Source organism: Ectothiorhodosinus mongolicus (genome assembly GCF_022406875.1).
GTDB classification, from domain to species: Bacteria; Pseudomonadota; Gammaproteobacteria; order Ectothiorhodospirales; family Ectothiorhodospiraceae; genus Ectothiorhodospira; species Ectothiorhodospira mongolica.
Genome location: NZ_CP023018.1, coordinates 1,944,576 through 1,965,595 on the forward strand (window position 1 = coordinate 1,944,576; position 21,020 = coordinate 1,965,595).

Consider the following 21,020-nt stretch of genomic DNA (forward strand, 5'->3'; position numbering starts at 1 on the left):
ATCATTAACCAAGGCAATATCCAAACCCCCGACGGTGGCACCGTTGCCTTTATTGCCGCCAAAATCACCAACACCGGCACCATTCATACCCCAAGAGGCAACACGCTCATGGGCGCCGGTAGCCAGGTTACCCTAGATCTAGGCGGTCCCCTCAAACTCCGAGTTGATCAAGCCGCCGTGGATGCGCTGATTGAATCGGGCGGAGCGGTTTATGCCGATGGCGGCTTTATTCTCATTGAAGCCCAGGCAGCGGGCGATCTGAGCAGCACCGTTATTAACCACACTGGCATCTTAGAGGCCCAAACCATTGGTACCGACGATCAAGGCCGCATTGCCCTAAAAGGCGACAGTGCCATTGAAGTTAGCGGCACCCTCACCACCCAAGCCCCCCAAGGCACTGGCGGCACCATTACCGTAGAAGCGGAACACATCCACCTCACCGACACCGCCGACATTGACGCCACAGGCGCCACTGGCGGCGGCAATGTGCTCATCGGTGGTGATTGGCAGGGCGGGGCCAATGCAGAGCGCCGCGTGTTTGTCGACCCTGATGCATTAAAACAAGCCACTACTGTCGTGATGGAGCAGGGCGCGGTCATTGACGCCAGTGCCACGGACAATGGTGATGGTGGCACGGTGGTGTTGTGGAGTGATATTCACAATCCGGATTCGGTCACGCAAATCTATGGTGAACTTCTAGCCGAAGGTGGCGACAACGGTGGTGATGGTGGTCAGATTGAAACCTCGGGTTTTTATCTCGATGCGCTACCAAGTAACGTCAGTGCGTCTGCAGCCAATGGTGAGCGTGGTGAGTGGTTACTTGATCCGTACAACATAACTATTGCCAGCAGTGGCACTTCTGTTTCTGGCGATTACACGCCCTCGGCTGATAGCACGATCCTGGCATCAAGCATTGTCACTGCACTGAATGCTGGAACTAACGTCACAGTGAGCACCGGTTTAGACGGTTCCGCTGGCAGTTCCGTGGGTAACATCACGGTCAACAGCGCGATCAATGCAACGACGGCGAATGGCGGTGATCTGACGCTTGAGGCTGCACGTTACATTGTTCTCAACGCTGACTTAACGACCGCAGGATCCATAACCTTCGATGGTGACGTCAAAATTAATGCCGAAACAGTTTCCATCGCATCGGTCAATAACGGCAGTGCTGGTGTGAATATCACTTTCACAGGTGATATCGATGGCGCCACGGCGGACAGTAACAGCCTCTTCATGCTCAGCGGTGCCGGTGCTATCTCAGTGGCAGGCGGTGTGGGCGCGAATACTTCCCTGGCATTGTTGGGGTTAGGTGGTACGGGTGGAAAGGAGACGCTAAACCAGACGTTTTCAACAGTGGGCGCAACCACCTACACGGCCACATTTAGTGGTGTCTACACACTCGAGGTGTGGGGTGCGCAGGGTGGTAGTGTTTTTGGTAGCTACGCCGCATCAGGCGGTAAGGGGGGGCGTGCAAAGGGCGACCTAGAGCTGTCAAAAGGCGACGAAATCCACATTTACGTCGGTGGCAAGGGAACAGATAACAATAGTCCCTTCGGCGGGGTAAAAGTAGCCGGGGGTTTTAACGGTGGTGGTGCAGTTACTTCTAACCAATATGCCTCGTCAGGCGGTGGGGCAACCGATATACGATTTGGTGGCGATGGCTTGGCTAATCGAGTAATTGTTGCCGGCGGTGGCGGTGGCGCTGGCGGTTTAGGTAACAATGAGATTGGTTTTAATGGTGGTCATGGTGGTAGCTCAAGCGGACAGAGTGGCAGCGGTTGGTCGGGCGAATTTGGTGCCGGTGGAAGTCAAAATGCTGGTGGCGCAGGCGGAACAGGGTCACTTACCACAATCTCCGAAAATGGTCGGTTGGGTATAGGTGGCAGCTACGTTACTTGTTGCAACGGCGGTGCTGGCGGTGGTGGCGGTTATTATGGGGGTGGTGCTGGCTCAAGTGCTGGCGGTGGCTCCAACTATATTGGCGGTGTAACTGGTTCGACGTTAAATCAGCGCGGGGTGCAAACAGGCAACGGTAAAGCAGTTATCACGGCCGAAGCCACGGTGTTTGAGGCAGGCACCCAAACGGGTTCTATCAGCATTGGCGGTTCGGTCAACGTAGGCTCCTTAGAAACAGCCGGTACAAACTTTGACATTGCCATGGCGCACACCTCAGGTAACGTTACGATCGGCTCAGACGTCACGTTTAACAACACCGGTAACGTGCAGCTCGGTGGTGTTGCATCGGGTCAGTTTGTATCTGTGACCGGTGAGTTGGATGCCAGTGCGGCATCACTGACCAAGATTGGTGCTGACATCACCACAGACAATGCACAAACCTATGCAGCAGCAGAGCTGTTGGGTAACGCCACGCTTTCTACGACCAACAGTGCGGTGAACGTCAACGGTGCGATGGATTCCGTGGCCAATGGCGCACATGACCTCACAATCAATGCCGGTTCAGGCGCGATTAATTTGTCTGGTGCCGTGGGCGCTGGGGCTGGCGCTGGTTCTACTGCTGCCCTGGGTGATGTGACACTAAACAGCACGGGTGCGACCACCCTCGGTGGCGCAGTCACAGCCGCTAGTGTCACGACCAATAGCGGTGGCACGTTAGCGATTAATGGTGGTTCGGTAACCACGACGGGCAATCAAAGTTATGGTGAAACCCTGACTTTGGGTGCTGATACTACCTTCGAGACGGCGGACTTAACAGCTGCCGCGATCAATCTGTCATCGCATACTTTGACGGTAGAGGTTTCGGGTACGGGTGCTGTTAACGGCATCATCTCAGGAAATGGTGGTGGTCTCACTAAAGACGGTGAAGGTGGCCTCACCCTGTCTGGTGACAACACCTATAGCGGTGCGACTGTGATCAATGCCGGTACTTTGGTAGCAGATCATGTTGATGCGCTGGGTTCGACAAGCGGCAACACAACAGTTAATACTGGCGGCACGCTTGATTTAAGCAATGTGGCCCTTGCCGCTGAACCATTGGTTTTAGCGGGCGGCACTTTAATAGATGCAACCCATACGTTTGGCGGCACGATTGAATTGTCAGATGACAGCACATTTGATATTCAAACCGGAGGCACGCTGACTGTCAGTGGCTTGATTTCTGGCACAGGTCGCTTAACCAAAGTGGGCGATGGCACGGTTGTTCTATCTAATGCATCGAACAGCTACGAAGGTGGCACCGCCATTGAGGGCGGGGTGCTTAGTATCTCAGCAGACGGTAACTTAGGAGCAACCCCGGGTTCAGTAGAGGCAGACAACCTCACGATCGCCGGTGGCACACTCAAAGCCACAGCTGGGTTTACGCTTAACAGTAACCGTGGCATTAGCTTGGGTGCAGGCGGCGGCACCATCGAAGTCGGCAGCGCCCAGACGTTTGTGATCGACGGTGTGGTGGCTGATGCGGCTGGTTTGTCAGCTGCAGCAGAACTCACCAAGACAGGTAACGGTACCTTGGTACTTGCTGGTGAGAACACCTACAGTGGTGGCACCACGATTGACGCAGGCACCGTGCAAGTCGGTAACGGTTTATCATCGGGTTCACTCGGAACTGGCGCCATTGAAAACAACGCCACGCTCGTGTTTGCTCGCACGGGTGAATTGATCATCAGTACCGTGATTTCTGGCTCCGGTGGTTTGACCCAGGCGGGTACCGGCACATTGACGTTGACCGGCGAGAACATATTTGGTGGCAACGTGCTCATCGACAACGGTACGTTGGTGGCAGCCGATAACAGTGCGCTGGGTAATGGTGCATCTGCTATCGATGTTTCAGTTGGCGCCACATTGGGTCTACAGGGTGACATCACGCTCTCCCGCAACATAGACTTGGCTGATGGCTCTGGCGTGGGCACGATTCGTAACGTCTCCGGTGACAACACGCTGTCTGGGACGATTGAACTGGCAACAGGTGACAACGACATTGTTGCTGATGCTGGGACATTGAGTTTGACGGGTGCGATCAATGCAGAGTCTATCCCTGGGTTTGCCACTTTCCCTAACTCGTCCCTTACGTTGAGCGGTGCTGGTGGTGTTGACTTCAGTCAGGCACTCAAGGTGATAGATTTCACATCCACGGTCACGGACCTAACCTTGGGCAGCGACCTGACTGTTTACGGCAATACTAACGGAATCGGTGTGTTGGATATCAGCAGTAATCTGAAAACTACTGGCGATGTGATTATTTACAATCGAGGCACAGGGAGCTCGACAATAGACATCTCTGGCGATGTAACAGCCGATGGTAACTTAACCCTCATGGCTTGGAGGTACGATGTCACAAGCAACATTGATGCGAGTGATTGGATACTATCCATTCGGCCGACGGCTCTTCAGTCAAATACCAGCCCGATTATATTGTCTGGAAAGATCCAAGCAGCTGGATTGGTGATAGCCAATCGTGATGGGAATGACGTGCCGATTTCCATTGCTAACCCCACAAATGAAATTGACACTGTTGCAGTAGAGGTGGCGGGCGATTTGACCATACGCTCAGCCACTGCGTTGACAATTGGTACCGTCACGGCACCAACCGAGTCTTATTCGTCTACTGGCATCACAGCCTCCGGCGACATCCTGATCGAGACCCTTGACGGCGACCTAACTGTTTCAGAAGATATCGTGTCCAGCAGCAGCGCTGCGTCTGTTGTATTGGTAGCGGGTAAAGACATTGCGGCGGGTACAAGCACTGGTGGTGACATCAAACTCACCAACGGCGCCACGATTACGCTGAACGATTCGGACAGCCAGGCGCTTTTATATACTGGTAGTCTTTTGGGTAGTGCTGGCGTGGCAGAAAGTGGGGATGACCCAAAGGACGGCCTAGTCGCATTTGGATTGGAGCGTTTTAGGTACAACGCCAATCGCGCAACGGACTTTACGACCGACAACTGGACGGACTTACCCGAGACGGGTTTTGCAGCGATCTATCGTGAGCAGCCGATCGTGGTGGGTAGCGTGTCAAGCGCGACGATGACTTATGGCGATGAGGCGCCAACGGAATTTACGTTCAGTGGTGACAGCGGGTATGTCAATGGTGACAACCCCGGTGTTCCCACGGTGGTTGGCGTGGACGATGCGATTAACCAGTCCAGTGTTGGATTCTTGAAGGTTAAGGACGGTGGTTACACCGTCACCCTAGAAGATCTCGGTGGACTGGGCTATAACCTCGATGGCGTTCAAACCGGCACACTGACGGTGAACCCATTGGCATCTGTCACCTGGGTTGGAAGTAACAACGAAGCCTGGTCTGATCCGACGAAATGGGCTAGGTCAGATGATTTGGATAACACCGGCATACTACCCGACGGTCAAAACGTCACCTTGGCGCTGATCCCAAGCGACTTCAGTGGCACCGTCATATCGAATACGGATAGCGACTTCACCGGTAACATCCGGATCGAAGGCGGTACGCTGTCTGTAGAAGATGATAGTCACCTGGGTGTGGTAACTGACACGGCGGTTGCTGACCGAATTGTTCTGGCGGGTGGCACGCTTGAAGCCACAGCTGGGTTTGTCATGGATGCCAATCGCGGCATGACCCTTGCTGGCGGCACCAGTAGCACGATCAAGATTTCAGGCGACGAAACCTTAACCTATGGCGGCACCATTGCTGGTTCGGGTGATTTGACCAAAGCTGGCGCTGGCACATTGACTTTGTCAGGCGCTCACACCTACACCGGTGCGACGACCATTAGCGATGGCACGTTGATGATTGCCAACGACGCCCCGAACACGGCAAGCAGCGGGTTTGAAGGCGCAGGCCTGCTGCGAATTGAGCCCTCGAGTAACGACTTTAGCGGTACCTTCTCGACCAGCGCCTGGAGTTTTGGTTCAACCCTCGGCGGATTAACCATTGGCAAACAAGGTAACACTGCTAAAGTGCATGTTGATAATGCGCTTGATATTGCGGGCCCGATTTCACTTTTCTCAGCTGATATTGATCTGGCTGCCAATATTACGAGCTCGGGACTGATTACGCTCGATGGGGCAGTGAAGCTGTTAGACGATCTGACATTGACTGGTTCGACGGTGCATTTCAACAGTACCGTTTCGGGTAGACAAGCATTGACGGTTGACGGCAACGCGATTTTTGCTGGCAATGTGGGTGCTGTCGCCGATGCTGAGCTGGCCAGCCTTTCAGTTGCAGGGACCACTGAACTCGGTGGCAGCATCACCACCTCGGGCGCGCAGACATTCACGGGAGCCACGACACTGAGTGGCAATCACACTTTGACAGGCTTTGGTCTTAATTTAGCGGGTATCACGCTTGATGGGCATACTCTATTGCTGATGGAGTCGGCTTCAGGCACTGTGAGTGGGGTGGTACAGGATGGTGCGTCCGCAGGGGGTATTACTCTGACCGGTCCAGGATCAATATCCTTAACCGAAAATGGCACTTATACGGGTGCAACGATCATTTCTGCGGGCACTTTGGTGTTATTTAATAACGCCCCAACAACAGCTAGCAGCGGGTTTGAAGGTGCAGGCCTGCTACGCATCGAACCTACGAGTGACGATTTTACTGGCGTCTTTTCAACAACAGGATGGACCTTTGGTTCTGATTTGGGTGGTTTGACGATCGGTAAAGCAAGCAACACGGCAAAGGTGACGGTTGACGCTGATGTGGCGATTTCCGGTCCGATGACGATCTTTGCAGGTGATGTCGCCGTTGATCATCACATTGACACAACGGCTGGTGCGTCAGCGGGCCATATACAGATTAACGCGGCTGGCTCGATAGCGCTGGCGCCAGGTAAATCAATTACCGCAGCGGGCGGCAATATTGCGCTTATCGCCACGCTTGGTGCCACTGCAAATGATGCGGCACTGTCTTTAGCGTCTACTAATATCACAACGACAGACTCAGGCACCATTACGCTCACGGGTGATGCCACTCACAGCACCAGCAATCAATATGGACTCAAGCTTGGCGACAGTCGCATTCAGTCAGAGCATGGTGCCATCACGATTACGGGTACCGGTAGCAGATTTGTAAGTAACCCTAGGGGACTGTTCGTACTTGATGAGTCTCTGCATGTTCTATCTGCCTCAGGCGCGATCACTTTGGTCGACCTTAAACCAGCAGACTCCCTGGGTAGCTATAGAGGACCGACATTAAACGCGGGCATTGACGTAGCCAATGGACTCGTTTTTGGGGCCGATGATCAGCATGTTACGTCAAGCTCATCAGATGTGACGCTTCGTGCCGATCAATTTACCTTTTACGCAAGAACGCGCTTCAACACCGCGGGCGAGGTTTTGATCGAGTCCGTCAGTGATAGCTTTGACTCAACGCAGTTTGATTCTACCCAGCGGATTCAGAATCTTCAGTTGCCTTCGACTGTCAGTGGTTTGACCATTGGTAAAGCGACCAACACCACTCGAATTACCTTTGGTTCGCAGGTGTCTCTGAACGGCCCGATTACGGTCTATGGCGGTGATATTGCAATCGATGCGGCGTTGAATGCAGCTAGTAGTACTATCAACCTGCACGCCAGTGGCAATGTGACGCAGACGGCGGCGTTGAATGCAGCGGGTCTGGGTCTGCATGGCACGGGCAACTTTACGCTGAACAATACAGCCAACTCGGTATCCGTTCTAGCCGGTGGCGACAACAATACTGCACTAGGAGGTGTGTCGTTTGTGAATACGGGTGAACTGACAATCGGTTCAGTTAATCCCACAGGCATCACCGCATCAGGTGACGTGTTTGTGGCCACGGTTACCGGTGATTTAACCGTTTCACAGGACATCTCAACAGACAGTGACTCGCCCAGCGCTATTGTGTTGGCCGCTGGTACCAGCGCAAGCGCCGGTGGTGCGGGCACACCGGCTGATGGCAATGTCCGGATCACGGGTTCTCCAACACTTACGGCAGGCACAGGTGGCACGATTGCTTTGTATAGCGGTGATGTCGATGGAAGTACTGGGCTGACAAGCCTGGTCGGTGCGGGTACAGGTAACTTCCGCTATAACACCAGTATTAATTCATCGGGTATCGTTTCTGCTGGATACACCGCTACGCTAGATACCAATGTGGTTAATGCTATTTATCGCCAGCAGCCAACCATCACAGTGCGCGTTGCCAATGACTCGATTACCTATGGTGATCTTGCGCCAGAGGACTACATCGCTGACTTCGATGGTCGTGTTAATGGCGATGATGAAGCGGCGTTTCTAGGTACGGTTATCTGGACAACCGAACCGTCTGTAGATCCTGATACCAATTTGGTTGATGGGCTTTCAAGCACCGGGCTTTTAAAAGTAGGTGTCAACCGCCACACAATCACGGTCAACAGTCAAGGCATCACCAATGGCCTAGGCTATGCCGTGGTTGACGACTTAAACGCTTCACTGACGGTCGCACCTAAAACCCTAACCATCACTGGCCTGTCTAGCCGTTCGAAGGTCTATGACGGCACCACCACGGCGATTGTCGTGGGTACCGGCGAGATGGCTGGAAATGTCACGGGAGACGATGTCAGTATCCGCACGCGTAACTTAGATCGTCAAAATGACATCAAAGGTGACTTTGATAGTAAGGATGTGGTTGATGCGACTAAGGTGGTCATCAGCGACATCCTGGTAGGTGCTGATGCAGACAACTACACCTATGTGGTTGAAGATCTTGATGCGGTTATTACACCCAAGACGGTGACGTTGTCAGCGACCAAGGTCTACGACGGCAATACAGATTTGGATGGTGCGGTGCAGGTGCGCACGGGCGTGACGGTTGGTGGTGACACCGAGACATTGAGTTACACCAATGCTCAGGCCAATTCGGCCCGCGTCGTTAATGAAGATCCGAATTACATCACTTCGATCGACTTGGTTGACGGTAGCGGTGCGAACGGCGGGCTCGCTAGTAACTATGCGTTGCCTGAGTTGGATGCCAATGCCGCGCCGGTGACGATTACACCTAAAGCATTGACGGTGGCCTTAAACAACACCGGTGTGACCAAGGAGTATGACGGCACACGCGATGCGCCCGATGGATTCGAGCCAAGTTATAACCTAACCGGATTTGTGACCGGTGATACCGCAGCGACGCTGACATTTACTGATGCACTCTACAACAGCAAAGATGTTGCCACCGCCAGTACCTTGACCGTGGGTGGTTTGGCGGTCACCAGCGTCACGGGCACACTCGGTTCTGCAGCCACCGACTACCAGGTCAGCCAAACCAACCCGACAGTGGCCGCTACCATTACCCCCAAGGCAGTGACATTTGAAGCTACCAAGGTCTACGACGGCACGAAAGACCTGACTGGTGCAGTGACAGTCTTGGGTTTGATTGATGGCGAGTCGCTGGTGGTCTCGGGAGCGCTAGCGAATGATTCGAATGTGGCAACTGCGGGCAAGTTCATTGCTACGGTGAATGTCTCGGACGGCCAAGGTGGGTTGTTAAGTAACTACGCAGTTCCAACAACGCGTAATGCGGACAACGCACCTGTGACCATCACGCCAGCATCTTTGACAGTGACCGCAGCAAATGATGCCAAGCTGCTCGGTCAAGATGACGCGGCTGGTTATGCAGGCGCTTTTTACAACGGCTTTGTGAGTGGCGAGACGGTGGCTGATTTGGGTGGCGCACTCAGCATCACCCGCACGAATGAAACTACTGGAAATGACGAGGGCACTTACGAAGAGGTACTGCTACCCGGCGGGCTGATTTCAACAAACTACGACATTACGTTTGAGAATGGTGACTACACGATCGTCGGTCGCGACACACTGTTGTTGCGCTCCACAGTCACAGGCACTCAGGTCTACGGTGCGACACCGAGCTATACCTTTGCCTCTGCGCAGTACCTTGATAGCAACGATAATGTGGTTGATTTAAGTGGTGGCATTAGTAGCTCGGGTGCGACAGTTACGGTAACCGAAGGGCCTGCGAGCGCCAGTTTTGATGTTCTACCAGTAAGTGGACAGTTTAGCGGCTCGGGGAACCTGCGCGTGGGGGGCTATAACGTTGCGGCTGGTGACCTGACACCGGTCTTGGGCGCTGTGGGCTTTAGTTCAACCCACGTCGCGGGCAGCCTGTCAGTGACACCCAAGACCGTTGCACTTCCCGTTGGCTTCAGCCTGGGCCAGACCATCAAGTTCTATGACGGCTCAACAAGCGTTGCTGGTCTGGACTTTGGTGGCGTATTGACGGGTATTGAAACTAATGATCTTGTGAGCTTGACGGGCGCGGGCTACTTTGATGATAGGCATGTTGGCACCGGTAAAACCGTAACCGTTGGTTTGGCCTTGTTAGGTGAGGATGCCGGCAACTATCAGCTGCCCAGCACCACGTTGACCAACACCGAAGGTGTGATTAAACAACTTGACAGCGTCGAATTTGTCGGCGCCAATGGCGCGTCCTGGTCAGACGCTCGCAGCTGGGCGGGTGGCGCGATTCCGGATCGCAAGCCTGGCACCAATGTTGATAACGTGTTGCAGGTTCGCATTAACGCCAACAGTCAGGTGACATACGATGTTGACCGTGTGGGCGCTGTGGGCAGTGCGATTGTTAATAATGGTCGAGTGGACATTAACGCGAGCAACGCGTTCGACTTTTCCAATACGGTGACTGGCTCTGGTGTTCTGGGGCAAAGCGGTGCGGGTACGGTGACCGTATCGGGTGCCAACACGAACTATACGGGTAGCATGGATATTGGCTCTGGCGCCGTGGTGCTGGGTAATGCCAATGCGCTTGGCGCGTCGCCAACGTTGACAAGCAACGGCGGCACGCTGGCCTTTGGCATTGATGGCGATGGCGATCCGTTGGTGTTTGGTAGTCTTTTGGTCAATGGGGCAGTAACCCTGAGTGATATAGGCGCGGGTACCACGGGCATGATCTACACCACAGGCAACCAGACCTACAATGGCGCACTCACATTCTTGAGTTCAGGTGTCCGGGGCGATCCGAATGCTGATCCGGTTGTGCTCTCTGTTCCTAACTTCAGCTCAGCCAATGGCGACATCACTTTTAACGGTACGGTGAGTGCTGGCACCGATTCGAAGGCCACCCAGCGTTCGCTGGTTGTTGAAGCGTTGAACGGCACCGTGACTTTTAATGATCAGGTGGGCATTGATTTGGCAGCGTCACGCGATCCATTCACGACCGTAGCTTGGACAAGCTATGCCGGTGCTACTGATATCAATCCTTGGGCGGTCGATGTCTCTGCAAACCGCATTAACATCTTTGCCGACATCACCACCTTTGAGACGCAGACTTACAATGGGCCGGTATGGATTGGTAATAACGGCAGCAATGGCAGAACTCGCTTGTTGCTCTCGATGAACCCCACCATCACTTTTAACGACACGATTGATGATATCGATGGCACCCATACGCTGATCGCCAAGGCCATCAGTGCCGATGGCACGCAAGAGCCTACACTGGATTTTAATGGCAATATTGGTTCGCAGCGTGCGCTAAAAGACTTCTTCGCAGAAGCTAGCCGTCAGGATCTGAGTGCCAATGCCAATGTGGCGGACATTGATACCAGTATCCCTACGCGTGAAGATCCAAGCCTGTTTACTGGCACGGTACGCGTTGCGGGCAATGTCAGAACCACTGGAGATCAAAGCTACACGGCGCGTGAAGTGAACTTTGATCCGCCGGCTGCGGTGCCCCCGGCACAGGCAAGTTTTGTGACACTCGATCATGGTGGTGTGCTGACGATAACGACGGGACTACCGGCACCTGGCCAACCGGTGAACCAACGACAGGTTGATAGTTTTAATAAGCTGAATCGTATTGAGCGGGGTGCGAATGCCCGCTTGGCTGACGATACGAGAGGCAACCCGGCTTGGGCTATCTCTAATGCTCAAGGACGCATACGGCGTATCGTGCCGCCATCCGATAGTATTCCACCAGCCCAGCGTTTGGTGATCGATGGTGCCTTGACTACGATTCAACAGACCAGTGCCGAGATTGGTGCGGGGCCCTTGAGCCCATCCAGTCAGCCTTCGGAAGTTGTGGTGGCAGAGGTGACCGTGGGTTCGGTGGATGCGGCCGGTTCTCCGCAAGGGAATTTACCGATTTGTTCGGATGAACAGCTCAGCAGCCTCTCAGATGACGGGCGCGCGGGCGTCTGTCAGGCGCCATCGGGTGTTGATTCGTCAAATTAATGAGTACCTTGTTGTTTGTGGATGCTGGGAATGTGTAACGAATATGGGTTTTGGGGAGTCATGGGTAGTGCATAGAGTGTCCCGATCGTTCTTGCGGTCATTGCCGGTGACTTGTCTTCTGCCGTTGGTGGTTTCCGCACAAACCGCGCAGCCTCCTGATGCAGGCCAGATTCTACGTGAGGCCCTGCCCGAGCGGGTGGAGCCGACGTCGCCTCCGCTTGAGCTGCGCATTGAAGCGCAAGATTTATCGGATATCACGCCCGGAGGCGCCGAAGTCTTGGTGTCCTCGATTCGCTTTGAGGGTAATACACAGTTTGCCGAAGAGGCCCTGATGGCGGTGCTGGGAGATGAGGTCTTGGGCCGTTCCTATGACCTGGGTGGCCTACGTGCTCTGGCCAATAACATCAGCGTGTTCTACCGTGAATCCGGTTTTAGCTTCGCTCGCGCATTCATCCCTGCTCAGGATCTGCAAGACGGCCGGCTATTAATCCAGATTGTCGAGGGCCGCTATGGAGTCATTGAGATCGATGCTGATGACCCTCGCGTATTGGCTCGTGTTCAGGCCTATCTCTCTCGCTTAGAGCCCGGCTCTGTGATTGAACAAGCCCCACTTGAGCGGGTGTTTGCCGTATTGGGGGATGTGCCGGGTATTCGGGTGATACCGACCATCGCCGCTGGAGTAGAACCCGGCACCGGTGATGTGGTGGTGCGCATTGAAGAGGATAAGCCATTGGGCGCCAGTGTGTCCCTAGATAACCACGGCAACCGGTTCTCTGGAGCTTATCGCGGCACGGTCAGCCTCAGCCAGCCGATGCTGTTTGCCTTTGGCGATACCCTGAACTTCACTGGCCTTTACTCAAGCGAAGATCTGCGTTTGGGATCTTTGCAGTACAGCATACCGCTGGGCACCTCAGGACTGCGTGGTCGTATTGGCTATAGCTATACGAACTATGATCTCGGGCAGTTGGATCCGGCCTTTACGAGCAATACTGGGAGTTCTAAAGTCACCACGGTGGGGCTGAGCTATCCTTGGGTAAGGTCGGCAACACGAAACCTGACGCTTTCGGCTGAGTACCAGTATAAGGATTTAGAAAATAACCCGCTCTTGGCGGATGATTCGCGCCCCGGCAATCGCACAACTGCGCGAGTCTGGCCGATCTCTTTACGTTTTGACCAGCGTGATGGCCTTGGTGGTGGTGGGCTGACCTTTGGTTCACTGATATTGACCCGAGGAGAGACTCAGAAGCGCGAGTTGCCAGACAGTGTTTCGGATGATGAAAATACCCTCTTTACGAAACTGAATTTGCAAGTCGTCCGAATGCAGAATCTTCCTGTTTTGCCGCCTGATTGGAACCTATACACATCGCTATCGGCGCAATACAGCAATGCCGTTTTGGATTCGTCCGAGACCAAGAGCCTTGGTGGCGCTAATGGCGTCCGCGCGTATCCTCAGGGAGAGGCCTCAGGAAGCCGAGGCTATGTTGCCCAGGTGGAGCTTAGGGCCAGTATGCCTCCGCTGGCGCCCTATGTATTTGCCGATTATGGTCGCATTTTGAGTTACCAAACCGAAGCGAGCAATTCACTGCAGGGCATGGGTTTGGGAGTGCGCGGCAGTGTCTATGGTATCACTGGCGATTTTAATGTCGCGTGGAAGGTCAATGGCAAAGAAGCCCAATCAGACACTCGTCAGAAAGACCCCCGCTTTTGGTTTTCGATGAGCTACGCCTTTTAAAAACGGGGACAGATTTATTTTTTCATCAAAAAATAAATCTGTCCCCGTTTTTGTCCAGTTCAATGCCGACCCGCTCGATATGCTCCTTCAGCGCCGGTTGGTCAATCATCTGCCAGACGGCTAGGTCAACTTTCCATGGAAGGAGCAAATCATCTAATGCTGTCTCGAGCGCAAATTTTTCGCTCAGGCTCAGCGCTTCGGCGTCAATGCATAAATCAATATCCGACCCTGGACGGAAATTTCCCTTCGCCCTAGAACCAAAGAGCCTGATTCCCTGAATCTTGGGTTGTTGCTCCAAGACCTCCAGTATCTTTGCCCAAGCAGGTCGCGGAATGCCGTAGAGAGTCGAGCTTTCCATGAGCAATGTCTGCTGGCTTAGCTGCTTTTGGAGCGGCTTTTCATGGTCGTCAAAAAATCATCGAAAAGCGGCGCATAGCGATTAATGATCAAGCCAGTAATGGCATCGGCAACGGCTTGATTGTAGGTGTGGGAGGTCTGGTTGCGACTTTTGATCATTTCCATCCAGCCTTCGCCATCTGTGACAAGGCCTTGGGCAAATGCAGCCCTTGCCGCATCACGAGATCCTGCAATGTCTGGCGAGCCTTGGTAGGCGAGGTAGTCTTTCATTACATTCCAGGCCAACTCATGCGTGAATTCAAAGGCCTGGATCATACCTTGTTGCTCTAGATTGGACAGAGGCCGCGTTCGAGACAAATCAACCGCTTCACGAAGCCGAGCCAAAGCCAGCTCATAGTTGTGCAAGCGTTGCTTCCAGCGGATGTCCAATTCACTCATGAACCAATCTTACTCTAATACCCAATCAAAAACGGGGACAGATTTATTTTTTTCATGAAAAAATAAATCTGTCCCCGTTTTTAAAAAAGGACGCGGGCAGTGATTCGCAGCTCTTGCAGGCGTGAGTTGTCGTCGGCGACTCCGTTACCAGGCTCAATGCGGTAATCGGTGGTGAAGGTTTCTCGGTAATAATCGATGCCCAGCCACACGTTTTCGGCAATAGGTCGGCTTACCCCAATTGTCACAGCACTGTATCGACGAGCATCACGCGTCCCACTGAGGGACATGGGTAAGTCGTTTAGAGTGATGCCCTCAAAATCACCGCCGGCTAACTTGGCGGTTGCCAAAGTTACAGAGCCCAAATATACCCCCATGGGCCAGGTGAGCTGAGCTTCTAAAGTACTGAGGCGCGAATCGATGTCGCGAAACTGTGTTTCCAGCCAATTGAGCGACAGGGTTTGATTGGTGTCCCAGCGATATGTCAGTCGAGAACCCGCAAAATAGCTGTTCAAGCCACTGTTGATCTCTGGGTTGTATTGAAAGCCCGCATTCGCCGTGAGAACCCATCGCGGGTCAAGCTCGCCGCGCCACTGCGCTATCAAACGCGGGCTGCGAATGCCGTTTTTCAGCTCGCCGGGATTATTTTCATTTTGTTTCATGCGAAAGGCGTAGCGGCCCTGCACGGCAACAGACCATTGGTCTGTGAGCCCGTATTGAAAGCCTTGCAGCATAGTCAAAAAGCGTGAGTCACCAGCGTTAGAAATTTCTAGGGGCAAAGGTGGCGGAATCTGAGCATTAAAGCGGTAGTGCGTATCTTCATACTGAAGGCCAGGCTGCCAAAGCCAGGCGCCCGCAGACAAACCATACGCCGGCGAGTACAGCGATTCCTCCGCCATACCGGCAGCCGGCAATAGCATGCCAACCAGAGCTAGTGAGAGTTTCCGCACGCACGAAGATTAGCAGAAATTGAGATAATTAAAACTTTTGTAAAAAGCGGGACGGATTTATTTAATCGGCAAAGCTCACGTTTGGGGTACGACCCCTGCGGATAAATTGGGGTCGTACCCCAATGGGTCGATGCGTTGAAAGATTTCGAGACCCCCAAAACCGCCTTGCAAGGCTTTGAGTAAAAGCCGGTAGATATCCAAATCAAAGTCCACCTCTTGGGTGGAAAGCAGGTCATCCCAGTCTGTCTCATCGCTAACGGACCCCAGATAAGCCCACTGGTCAACGACGTGTAGCGCAGTTTTTGCGCCATTGGTCTCTTTTATCGCAATGGGTCCGGGGTAGGGCCAGCGGGCAATGCGCAGTTTTTGCAAAGCGGTGGCCAGGCGCAGGTCGTGCTGCGCTGGCGTTTCGCGGCCGCAACAAACTCCGCGGCAGCGCCCTAGTTGCGCACCAAAGCAAGTCCCACGGCCTTTTTCAAGTCCCAATCGTTGTAGGCAAAGCCCCTGTTCCTGCGCCATGCTCCGCAATACATTTTTGGCATCACGTACACTGCGAAAAGCGCCCCAGCGATGCTCGCCCACCGGACTTTCGCCGCGCAGCACCTGCGGCACCTGCCCGCCGCCATGCTCCCAAAACAAGGTCACCAGCTCACGACTGCGGCGCAGGCGACGATTGAGTATGGGACTGTGCTCTTTAATGAGTTGTGCTTCCAAGAGCAAAGCGCCCATCTCTCCGGCCGTCTCGCGCCAATCGATGCGCTGGGTCTGTTGCGATAAGCGCATCTCTCGCGGTGCTCGATGGTCACTGCGGAAATGATCGAAAACCCGACGCTTAAGGTTATTGGCCTTGCCAATGTAAAGCGGCAAATCATTCTCGCCATAGAACAGATAGACGCCATGGCTTTCGGGGAGTTCATCCAGCGCATCAGCGGGCAGGGCGGGGGGCAGGCTTGGCCGTGCCCATTGCTGCTCGCAGGCTTCTTTGAGGCGCTCGGGATGTTGTTTGGCCATGAGCATGATGAATTCACCGACAATGCGCGCATCATCACTGGCCCGGTGTCGCCGCTCGCAAGCCAGGTTATGGCGGGCGATCACCGCATCCAGGCTATGCCCCTTGATGCCCGGATGCAGGGCCCGCGACAGCTTCACTGTGCACAGCACCGGATTGCTGAGCGTGCGATCCAATCGCTTGAATGCCTGGCGCAAAAAGCCCAGATCAAAGCGCGCATTGTGAGCGGCGATGATGGCGTTATCCAAGTAGCTGCTTAGGGTGTCGGCAATATCTTCAAAGTTCGGCGCTTCCTCTAGGTCCTGTGCTCGAATTCCGGTCAGCGCGGTAATGCCCGGCGGCAGATAAACCCCAGGTTGCAGCAGCTGTGTGTAATGACTTACCTCGCCGTCGGTCTCATACCGCCACAGCCCCACTTCAATAATCCGGTCACGCACCGGATTGCTACCGGTCGTCTCCAAATCCAAGCACACCAAAGGCCTTAAAAATGGGGTACGACCCCAATGCTGATGCGTTTTCTGTGGCGTTTTGGTGTTTTTTGGCATGCTTGGCGGGATTTTTAGTTTGCAGCTTGTTTTTCGCTACACGGTGGAATTTTGGCCTATATTGCGTGCATGTCACTGTCTGAATCTAACTTGAGCTCAAAGCGTACCCCATCTTTCATTAGCTTGTTTCCGCTGTGGGCGATTATTTTTACTGGGCTCGCTCTCTGGCAGCCGGCGCTTTTCGCCTCTGGTCGCGACCTGATCGTGCCTTTGCTGGGGCTGGTGATGTTTGGTATGGGTATGACCCTAACCTGGCAAAATTTTCGGGACGTGTTAGCCAGGCCATCGTATTTGGGCTTGGGCTTAAGCTTGCAATACCTGATTATGCCGCTGGCCGCTCTGGCTGTGGGTTTGGCGCTTAATCTACCGCCGGCTTTGATTGCCGGTATGGTGCTTGTCGGGGCTAGTCCTGGAGGGACGGCATCGAATGTGGTGAGCTATCTCGCCAAGGGCGATGTTGCTTTGTCGATCACCCTGACCACAGCTTCAACTTTGGTCGCGGTCATCGCTACGCCGTTGCTGACATTGATTTTGGTGGGCGAGCGCGTGCCCGTTCCTGTGTTGGGCATGCTGCAATCCATCTTTCAGATGGTGATTTTGCCGGTAGCCTTGGGCGTGACCATCAATCAATTTTTCGGCGCTCGGTTGCAGCCTATCAAACCCCTATTTCCGCTGATTTCCGTGGTTGCGATCGTGGCCATCATCGCGATTATTGTTGGCCTTAATAGCGATAACATCGCGCAGATGGGCGCCCTAGTGGCTTTAGCAGTGGTGTTACATAACGCTCTGGGTCTCGGTGGAGGCTACGCGGCTGGCTGGTGGTTGACTCGAGACCACAAAATCGCGCGCACCTTGGCCATCGAGGTGGGTATGCAAAACTCCGGCCTTGCGGTCGCCCTGGCCGTCAAGCATTTCAGTGTGGCGGCAGCATTGCCGGGGGCTCTGTTCTCCATCTGGCACAATATTTCCGGTTCACTGCTTGCCGCGATCTGGTCACGCCGGCAATAAAAATGGGGTACGACCCCAAATGGGGTCTGACCCCATTTTGGGGTCGTACCCCATCAGTGGTTTGGCATAGAATCGCGCTATGAAACCAGAAATGTCGGCTAATATCGCCAGCTACCTCGAGATCCACCGCCAGCGCATGCTCGATGAGCTCTGCGATTTGTTGCGCATTCCTTCGGTGAGTGCGGATTCAAAACATCGCGATGATGTGAGAAGCGCCGCCCAATGGCTTATGGAGCGCATCAGTGAACTCGGTCTGGAACCCGAGCTATGGGAGACGCGCGGCCACCCGGTTGTGTTCGCTGAACATCTCGTCGACAAAAACCTACCGACGCTCCTGATGTACGGGCATTACGACGTTCAGCCCCCGGATCCGCTGGAACTTTGGGATACGCCGCCATTTGAGCCGACCATCAAAACCACGTCCATCCACCCCGAAGGTGCGATCTTCGCGCGCGGGGCCTGTGATGACAAAGGCCAGATGTACATGCACATCAAGGCGTTAGAGGTGCTTAAAGCTCAAGGTGGCGGGCTGCCCTGCAACATCAAGCTACTGATCGAAGGTGAGGAGGAGGTGGGCTCAGCGCACCTAGCTGAGACCATCCAAGAACACCGTAACCGCTTGGATTGCGACCTGGTCTTGATATCCGACACCGACATGATCAGCCGCGAGCTACCCTCCATCTGCGTCGGCCTGCGCGGCCTGAGCTATCTCGAAGTGCGCGTTGATGGCCCCTCACGCGACCTACACTCGGGCATGTATGGCGGTGCGGTAGACAACCCCGCCAACGTTCTGGCGCGCATGATCGCCAAGCTGCATGATGACCAAGGCCGCATCGCCATCCCCGGTTTTTACGACGAGGTCGCCGAACTGTCGCAACAAGAGCGCGCCGCTCTATCCCGAGCGCCGTTCAACGAAAATGAGTATCGCGAATCCATCGGCCTGTCGGCAGTCTTTGGCGAAGCGGGTTACAGCGTGCCCGAGCGTGTTTCCATTCGTCCCAGCCTAGACGTCAACGGCATGTGGTCTGGATACACCGGCGAGGGTGCCAAAACCGTCCTGCCCGCCACCGCCCATGCGAAAATCTCCATGCGCCTGGTGCCCGATCAAAATCCACGGAAACTCACCGAACTGTGCGCGAACTATTTAAAGCAAATCGCCCCACCCACCGTGAAGGTGACCATCACACCGCACCACGGCGGTATGCCCTACGTGGCACCCCTGGACACGCCGGCCTACCAAGCCGCCAGTGAAGCCATGCAAATGACCTTCGGCATTGAGCCAGTTCCCGTGCGCGGTGGTGGCAGTATCCCCATCGTGCCGCTGTTCGAAGAGCTGCTCGGTGCCAAGTCTTTATTGATGGGTTTTGGGCTTGCCAGTGACGCCATTCACTCACCTAATGAACACTATGGCGTTTTTAATTTCTTCAAGGGAATTGAGACGTTATCAGTGTTTCTTAATCAATATTCGACATCAAGCGAGCGCGCATGAACGCACCCAAGCCACAGTCTGAATCGCGCCGCTGGATCCTGCCGGCCGCACTCATTGGCGTCTTATTGTTAATCTGGGTCGGGGATAGAGCCATGCACCGCATGGCAGAGCGCCAAGTCGCCGAAGTGCTGGCTGAACTGACCTCACAGACGCCACACGAGGGGGGGCTGCACCTCGTCTGGGCGGACTATGACTCCAGCACGGGCGAAGTCGATTACCTCCTGCGCTATGGCACGGATTGGGACATGCCAGGCACCGCCCACGTTAAAACTCGCGGCATTCTCAGCATTCTTGGAGTCGTCGCCAGTATTCAAGGCGAAAAATCCCTCAGCCCAGAGGTCAGGGCAGTGCTACCGGATTTCGCCACCGATCATTGGTTGGACTATGCATTAGAGATTCACTGGCGCGGCGCCCATCAGCTCCACGCCGCCGGCGCCCCCTATCAGGGTGTCTTTCTCAGCGATTCGGGCATTCGGCAGGGGCAGCTTGCCTGGCGCGCATGGAACGTCACTTTGGAGCTGGCCAGTGATGGATCAGGGCAAATGGCTGCAAGCTTTCCGCGCATCTGGATCAAACAAGATGCTGGTGATCGCGTGGATAGCTTACTCGAGGGACTCGAGATCTTCCTCAAGGCGCCCGATATCCGCGATATTGAGGGACTGTTGGGGGAAGGGGAGCTGGCGTTTTCGCGCTGGTCATTTGCGGATCTGAGTGAGAACCTTCGCCTTGATCAATTTCGCCTGAGTAATGCTTCTCAGCTTTCGGATGATCGCCTAAACAGTTCCTGGCAACTCACTATGGGCCGCTTCGCGCGCGAACGCGAACGCGAAGTCTTTTGGGACGCGTTTGATCTGCAGTTCGATTCCGATGTGGATTTTGAGTCCATGCGTCGCTACATGGCCCTCGATGAATCCATGCGCGTGCTTGGCCTGATCGACCTGTTGCGTCAGGGCGGTCGATTGGGCATCGAAAAGCTGCATGTGCAGCATGACAGCCTGGGACGATTAGACACGTCGTTAACGGTGCAGCTGCAGCCCAATCGCATGACCCCCGGCGATTGGCCCGGCCTGATCCAAGCGCTCGCTGGCAGTGCCAACTTCAGTGTCGATCGCCCGTTGATGCAGGAGATACTCCGCGCCGGAGTTCGCACGGAAAACCCTCATCTGGATGAACGCGCGGTCGAGCGCCGTATGCAGCAACAGTGGTTGCAGTGGTCGATTGTCTTGCCGCTGTTGCCCATCACCACACGCTGGGACGACGACGGCTTCGATCTTTCCATGGACCTTAATGCCGGCATCATCAGCGTCGACGGCCGCCGCGTCATGAACTTCAACGACCTCGCCCGGCTCTTTTAAGT

General features: G+C 54.5%; 9 protein-coding genes. 5 read left to right on the plus strand and 4 right to left on the minus strand.

Annotated elements, in window-relative coordinates:
* Positions 1 to 108: 108 nt before the first annotated feature.
* Positions 109 to 12,138 carry an autotransporter-associated beta strand repeat-containing protein gene (locus CKX93_RS09345; protein ID WP_240076657.1) on the plus strand — a complete coding sequence of 4,010 codons (12,030 nt, stop codon included), beginning with the start codon at positions 109 to 111 and terminating at the stop codon, positions 12,136 to 12,138.
* Positions 12,139 to 12,244: 106 nt separating this feature from the next.
* Complete coding sequence (locus CKX93_RS09350; RefSeq protein WP_234982755.1) at positions 12,245 to 13,870, plus strand: ShlB/FhaC/HecB family hemolysin secretion/activation protein; 1,626 nt, start codon at positions 12,245 to 12,247, stop codon at positions 13,868 to 13,870.
* Between the two features lie 25 nt (positions 13,871 to 13,895).
* Here CKX93_RS09350 and CKX93_RS09355 read toward each other — a convergent pair whose 3' ends face one another.
* The 4 genes from CKX93_RS09355 to CKX93_RS09370 all read right to left on the minus strand — a co-directional run bounded on the left by CKX93_RS09355 (position 13,896) and on the right by CKX93_RS09370 (position 17,166).
* Positions 13,896 to 14,228 (minus strand): nucleotidyltransferase family protein, encoded by a 333-nt coding sequence (locus CKX93_RS09355; protein WP_076755147.1) that lies wholly within the window; start codon positions 14,226 to 14,228, stop codon positions 13,896 to 13,898.
* Positions 14,229 to 14,245: 17 nt separating this feature from the next.
* Positions 14,246 to 14,665: a nucleotidyltransferase substrate binding protein gene (locus CKX93_RS09360; protein WP_076754111.1), complete on the minus strand. Its 420-nt coding sequence runs from the start codon at positions 14,663 to 14,665 to the stop codon at positions 14,246 to 14,248.
* A gap of 80 nt (positions 14,666 to 14,745) precedes the next feature.
* Positions 14,746 to 15,582, minus strand: a complete 837-nt coding sequence (locus CKX93_RS09365) for a hypothetical protein (protein ID WP_076754113.1) — start codon at positions 15,580 to 15,582, stop codon at positions 14,746 to 14,748.
* A gap of 105 nt (positions 15,583 to 15,687) precedes the next feature.
* The gene (locus CKX93_RS09370; RefSeq protein ID WP_084178565.1) at positions 15,688 to 17,166 is read right to left on the minus strand and encodes a 3'-5' exonuclease family protein; all 1,479 of its coding nucleotides are present in this window, start codon (positions 17,164 to 17,166) and stop codon (positions 15,688 to 15,690) included.
* Between the two features lie 69 nt (positions 17,167 to 17,235).
* Between CKX93_RS09370 and CKX93_RS09375 the strand changes: the two genes are divergently transcribed.
* From CKX93_RS09375 to CKX93_RS09385, 3 genes are all read left to right on the plus strand, one after another.
* Positions 17,236 to 18,174 carry a bile acid:sodium symporter family protein gene (locus CKX93_RS09375; RefSeq protein WP_076754115.1) on the plus strand — a complete coding sequence of 313 codons (939 nt, stop codon included), beginning with the start codon at positions 17,236 to 17,238 and terminating at the stop codon, positions 18,172 to 18,174.
* Between the two features lie 91 nt (positions 18,175 to 18,265).
* Entirely contained in the window at positions 18,266 to 19,663 is a 1,398-nt protein-coding gene (locus CKX93_RS09380) for a dipeptidase (RefSeq protein WP_200799795.1), read from the plus strand.
* Positions 19,660 to 21,018, plus strand: coding sequence for a DUF945 family protein (locus CKX93_RS09385; protein WP_076754116.1), 1,359 nt, complete (start codon positions 19,660 to 19,662; stop codon positions 21,016 to 21,018). The genes CKX93_RS09380 and CKX93_RS09385 overlap by 4 nt, the downstream gene beginning before the upstream one ends.
* The last annotated feature ends 2 nt before the right edge of the window (positions 21,019 to 21,020 follow it).